The 5,196-nt window shown below is 64.8% G+C and carries 6 protein-coding genes; 2 read left to right on the top strand and 4 right to left on the bottom strand.

Annotated elements, in window-relative coordinates:
- The 3 genes from EOA29_RS24295 to EOA29_RS24285 form a co-directional block, all read right to left on the bottom strand.
- Positions 1–997 (bottom strand): CaiB/BaiF CoA-transferase family protein (locus EOA29_RS24295; RefSeq protein ID WP_145969770.1); only part of this gene is annotated, 997 nt, incomplete at its 3' end.
- 6 nt (positions 998–1,003) lie between these two features.
- Entirely contained in the window at positions 1,004–1,765 is a 762-nt protein-coding gene (locus EOA29_RS24290) for a 3-hydroxyacyl-CoA dehydrogenase (RefSeq protein ID WP_126092296.1), read from the bottom strand.
- 29 nt (positions 1,766–1,794) lie between these two features.
- Entirely contained in the window at positions 1,795–2,400 is a 606-nt protein-coding gene (locus EOA29_RS24285; RefSeq protein WP_126092297.1) for an N-acetyltransferase, read from the bottom strand.
- A gap of 300 nt (positions 2,401–2,700) precedes the next feature.
- Between EOA29_RS24285 and EOA29_RS24280 the strand changes: the two genes are divergently transcribed.
- A complete protein-coding gene (locus tag EOA29_RS24280) occupies positions 2,701–3,687 on the top strand; it encodes a glutathione S-transferase family protein (RefSeq protein ID WP_126092298.1) in 987 nt (328 codons plus the stop codon).
- Here the strand turns inward: EOA29_RS24280 and EOA29_RS24275 are convergent, their stop codons facing one another.
- On the bottom strand, positions 3,688–4,191 hold the full coding sequence (locus EOA29_RS24275; protein ID WP_126092299.1) for an NUDIX domain-containing protein: 504 nt from the start codon (positions 4,189–4,191) through the stop codon (positions 3,688–3,690).
- A 68-nt stretch (positions 4,192–4,259) separates the two neighbouring features.
- Between EOA29_RS24275 and EOA29_RS24270 the strand changes: the two genes are divergently transcribed.
- Positions 4,260–5,196 (top strand): metallophosphoesterase (locus EOA29_RS24270; RefSeq protein ID WP_145969769.1); only part of this gene is annotated, 937 nt, incomplete at its 3' end.

The following is a 5,196-nucleotide window of genomic DNA, read 5'->3' as shown; positions in this document are numbered from 1 at the left end:
GCCTTGCGCGATTGTGAGAGTTACCCCTGGCCTCGGTCAGGGAAAGAACCGGCGCGACGCAGGCATCGGTCGCGGCGAAGACGTCGGCCCATTCGTCGCGCGTCTTCTCTCCGATCCTGTCGGCTATGGCGGCGCGCATCTCGGGCCACAATGTCCTGTCATATTGGCTGCCGACAAAGCGCTGGTCGAGCGGCAGCAGCCTGGCGAATTCGGCAAAAAAATGGGGCTCCAGGCAGCCGATGGCGACATGCCGGCCGTCCGCGGTTTCATAGGCGTCGTAGAAGGGCGCGCCGGAATCGAGCAGGTTATCGCCGCGACTGTCGCTCCACAGACCCGCCGCCATGTAGGCGTGGATCGGAGCCGCCAGCATTGATGCGCCCTCGACCATCGCAGCATCGATCACCTGGCCCTTGCCGGTGCGCGAGCGCTGGAAGAGAGCGGCCAGCACGCCGGCGATCAACATCATGGCGCCACCACCCTGGTCGGCGACGAGATTGAGCGGTGGCACGGGCGGGGCTCCCTGCCTGCCGATGGCATGCAGCAGGCCGGCATAGGCGAGGTAGGTAATGTCATGGCCGGCGCGACGCGAGAGCGGTCCACCCTGGCCGAAGCCCGTCAGGCGGCCATAGATCAGCGCCGGATTGCGTTCGAGCACGACGTCGGGTCCGAGGCCCAGCCGTTCCATGACGCCGGGGCGGAAGCCCTCGACGAGGATGTCGGCCTTTTCCGCAAGGCGCAGCAGAAGCTCCGCGCCATCCGGACGCTTCAGGTCGAGCTCGAGGATGGAGCGGCCGTGACGATCGAGGTCGTATGCTTCCGGCAAGGGCAGGGGCGGCTCCTTCGCGTCCGCCCGTTCGATGCGCAGCACGTCGGCGCCCATTTCCGACAGCATCAGGGCGGCGAGCGGCACCGGGCCGAGGCCCGCCATCTCGATTACCTTGAGACCCGCCAGCGGTCCTGCCTTGACGGGGGAGGCGCCTGTCCGCGACGTGGTCATTCCCTTCTATTTCGGCGCCATGCGGATGGCGCCGTCGAGGCGGATCGTCTCGCCGTTCAGCATCTGGTTCTCGATAATGTGGAGCGCAAGCGCCGCATATTCCGAAGGCTCGCCGAGGCGGGGCGGGAAGGGCACCGAGGCGCCAAGCGAATCCTGCACCTCCTGCGGCATGCCGGCCATCATCGGCGTCTTGAAGATGCCCGGGGCAATGGTGCAGACGCGAATGCCGGACCGGGCGAGATCGCGCGCCACCGGCAGCGTCATGCCGACCACGCCGCCCTTGGAGGCCGAATAAGCGGCCTGGCCGATCTGGCCGTCATAGGCCGCGACCGACGCCGTGTTGACGATGACGCCGCGCTCGCCGCCGGCGAGCGGATCGAGTTTCGCCGCGCGGTCGGCGACAAGGCGGATCATGTTGAAGGTGCCGATCAGGTTGATCTCGATCACCTTGCGGTACTGGTCGAGCGGGTGCGGACCGTCCTTGCCCACCGTCTTCACGCCGATGGCAATGCCGGCGCAATTGACCAGAATGCGCGGCTCGCCGAGTTCCTTCGCAACCTCGGCGATCGCGGCGGTGCCGCTGTCGCCGCTGCTGACATCGCACTGAACGGCGATGCCGCCGATGTCGGCCGCCACCTTCGCCGCGCGGTCAACGCCGACATCGAGTATCGCAACCTTGGCGCCCCTGGCGGCAAGGGCGCGCGCCGTCGCCTCGCCGAGGCCAGACCCGCCGCCGGTGACGATCGCGATCTGGCCGTTCGGGTTCATGCGGGCGTCCTCCCAAAATTCGGATCATGCTACGAAGCACGCTGCTGGGGCGCAACCTGAATGACCGGATCGATCGAGACTTGCGGACTAGCCGGCGCCCTGACCGCGGCCGGGGCGAGGTCCGCGACCCGCGCCGTATCCGCATGGCAGACCTCACCGACGAAGCGGGCCACGGCGCCCGGCTTGATTTCATGGTGAAGCAGCCGGTCGAGATCGACGGGGCGAGGCATGGTGATCTGGCCGCGCGGAAACCGCTTGAAGCCGAGCGGCCCGTAGTAAGGCTCGTCGCCGACCAGCATCACGGCCGGCGCTCCGGCCTTCGCGGCGGCCTCGAGCGCGATGGCGACCAGCCTGCGGCCGATGCCGAGGTTCTTGAAGGCGGGGCGTACGGCAAGCGGGCCGAGCATCATGGCGCGGCCGGCGCCGGCGGCGACGCGCGTCATGCGCACCGAGGCGATCACCGTGCCATCCTCGATGGCGACAAAGGACATCGAGCGGTCATGTCCGCCGGCTTCGCGGATCTTGTAGGCGGCAAGCACAAAACGGCCGGGCCCGAAGGCCTCGTCGTTGATGGCTTCAATTTCAGCATCGTGCGCCGGGGTTTCCGGCAGGTATTTCACGTCGGCAAGGCTCATGGTCTTTGCGTTCCGGTATACGAGGAAGGTTTGCTGCAAGCGGCAGCGTTCGCCAGTCAGCGCTTCATCAAGCGCGGGCGTCCTTTCGTCGTCGGTCGAACCGGATCGAGGCAAAGTCGAACATGAGCGCCTCCGCTAGCACCAATTTTGTTCGCCTGCAATCGGCGCTTTTGACCTTTTTTTTCCGCCGCTTGACAATCTGGTTTCGTCGTTTGACGAACTGTTCAGCGCCAGAGGGTTTCGACATTTTGGCAACGCGCCTAAATCTTCTTAGGACTTAGGACGCGCAGGAGATTTCGCATGGGATTGCTGATTGAAGGCAAATGGCAGGACCTGTCGCGCGTTACCGACAGCAGCGGCAGGTTTGTACGGAAGGAATCACTGTGGCGCGACTGGGTGACGCGCGACGGCGCGCCGGCGGAGGGCGCCAAGCGCGGCTTCAAGGCAGAGCCTGGCCGCTATCATCTTTACGTTTCGCTCGCCTGCCCATGGGCGCACCGGACGCTGATTTTCCGTGCCTTGAAGAAGCTGGAAGGCATCATCTCCGTTTCGGTGGTGCATCATTTCATGGGCGAGAACGGCTGGACATTCAAGGCAGAAGACGGCGCCACCGGCGATACGCTCTACGGCCTCGATTACCTTCACCAGATCTATGCCAAGGCCGATCCCGCCTATTCGGGCCGAGTGACGGTGCCAGTGCTGTGGGACAAGAAACAGGGAACCATCGTCAACAACGAGTCTTCCGAGATCATCCGGATGTTCAATTCCGCTTTCGACGAGTGGGGCGATGCGAACCTCGACTTCTATCCGAAGGCAATGCGTCCCGAGATCGACAAGATCAACGCGCTCGTCTATCCGGCGATCAACAACGGCGTTTATCGCACCGGCTTCGCCACCACGCAGGAGGCCTATGAGGAGGCGTTCGGCGAATTGTTCGCGGCGCTTGATGCAATCGAGGAGCGGCTGTCGAAGCAGCGCTATCTGGTCGGCGAGCGCATCACCGAGGCCGACTGGCGGCTTTTCACCACGCTGGTGCGTTTCGATCCGGTCTATGTCGGCCACTTCAAATGCAATCTGCGCCGTATCGCCGACTATCCGAACCTGTCGAACTATCTGCGCGACCTCTACCAGGTGCCCGGCGTCTCAGGCACGGTGAACCTGCACCACATCAAGTCGCACTATTACGGCAGCCACAAATCGATCAATCCGACCGGAATCATCCCCGTGGGGCCGGAGCTCGACTATGCCGCGCCGCACGATCGCGGCAGGTTCAGGAAGGCGGCGTAGCTACCAATGAGGCGATGGGGGCTCATCGCCGAAAATCTCCCCAATGCGCCGCAGTGTCGCCGGAGTGGTACTATCCGGCAGACAATCTAGCGGAAAGAATCCCGCCTCGGCGATCTCATGGTCAGGCAGCTTCGGCACGGTCTGGCTGAAGGCCTCGACCAGATAGAGCCCGACATGGTCACGGCGGCTGGAGCGGCGGTTGAAATGCATCGATTTCAACACCGGCGGGGCCGTCAGCGCGATGTTGCCCTCCTCGGCCAGTTCGCGTGCCAGCGCCTCAAGGAGCGTCTCGCCACTCTCGACGCCGCCGCCTGGCAGTTGCCAGCCCGGGACATAGGTATGGCGAATGAGGAAGACGGAGTTGGAGGCTCGGTCATAAATCAGGCCGCGCACGCCAAGCGTCATCGGGCGGCGCAGCAGGAAATAGAAATGAAACAGCCTTGCCCGCAGCCCCGGCCAGCCGGTCTGGCGGAACACCTCTTCCGGGTCGGGCGAGCCGGTCATCCGGCAATCGCCAAGCGAACAGCAAACGGTGAGTGGAAAGCCTGCGCTGCCTCGCTTAAGAAGGGACTATGTTCAGGCTCGCGCATATTTCCGATGTCCATCTGGGGCCGCTGCCCGATGTAACCTATCGCGACCTCGCATCCAAGCGCGTGCTGGGTTACGTCAATTGGCAGCGCAACCGCCGCCGGCATATGCATGATGCGGTCATCGACACGATCGTGGCCGACATCAAGGCCAACGCGCCCGATCATCTCGCCGTCACCGGCGATCTCGTCAACCTGGCGCTCGACGGCGAGATCGAGATGGCGAAGCACTGGCTGGAAACGCTTGGCCCTCCGGACGACGTGTCCGTGGTGCCAGGCAATCACGATGCCTATGTGCCGGGCGCCTTCGACAAGGTTTGTCGGTCCTGGGCGCCGTGGATGACGGGCGACGGCGTCAACAGTCCGGTCGACCGCAATTCCTTTCCCTATCTGCGCGTGCGCGGCAACGTCGCGCTGATCGGCGTCACGACGGCGCGAGCCACGGCGCCCTTCATGGCCAACGGCTTCTTCATGGAGGGCCAAGCGGAGCGGCTCGGCAAGATCCTGGACGCCATGGCCAAGCAGGGGCTGTTTCGCGCCATCATGATCCACCATCCGCCGGTGCGCGGCGCGGTCTCGCAGCATAAGCGGCTCTTCGGCATCGCGCGCTTCCACAAGGTCGTTCGCCGGCATGGCGCCGAGCTCGTCCTGCACGGTCACTCGCACCTGCCGTCGCTGTTCACCATCGGCCCGCGCGGCGCCAAGGTGCCGGTGGTCGGCGTGGCCGCCGCCGGCCAGGCGCCCGGCGGCAAGCACCCGGCGGCGCAATACAATCTGTTCGAAATCGATGGCGAAAAAGGTGATTGGGGCATCCGCCTGACGCGGCGCGGCCTGACCGGGCCGGCATTGCCGCCGTCGGATCTTCAGGTGATCGAATTGGGCGCCGGCATAGCGGCGGCGCGTGAACTGGAGCCTGTTCCAT

Source organism: Mesorhizobium sp. M1E.F.Ca.ET.063.01.1.1 (assembly GCF_003998155.1).
Classification (GTDB): Bacteria; Pseudomonadota; Alphaproteobacteria; order Rhizobiales; family Rhizobiaceae; genus Mesorhizobium.
This window is presented reverse-complemented; position numbering and strand designations above follow the sequence as displayed.

What these genes read in the sequence shown, in the direction of transcription:
- EOA29_RS24290 (WP_126092296.1), bottom strand. Translation starts at nt 1,765, where the DNA reads ATGAACCCGAACGGCCAGATCGCGATCGTCACCGGCGGCGGGTCTGGC.
- EOA29_RS24285 (WP_126092297.1), bottom strand. Translation starts at nt 2,400, where the DNA reads ATGAGCCTTGCCGACGTGAAATACCTGCCGGAAACCCCGGCGCACGAT.
- EOA29_RS24280 (WP_126092298.1), top strand. Translation starts at nt 2,701, where the DNA reads ATGGGATTGCTGATTGAAGGCAAATGGCAGGACCTGTCGCGCGTTACC.
- EOA29_RS24275 (WP_126092299.1), bottom strand. Translation starts at nt 4,191, where the DNA reads ATGACCGGCTCGCCCGACCCGGAAGAGGTGTTCCGCCAGACCGGCTGG.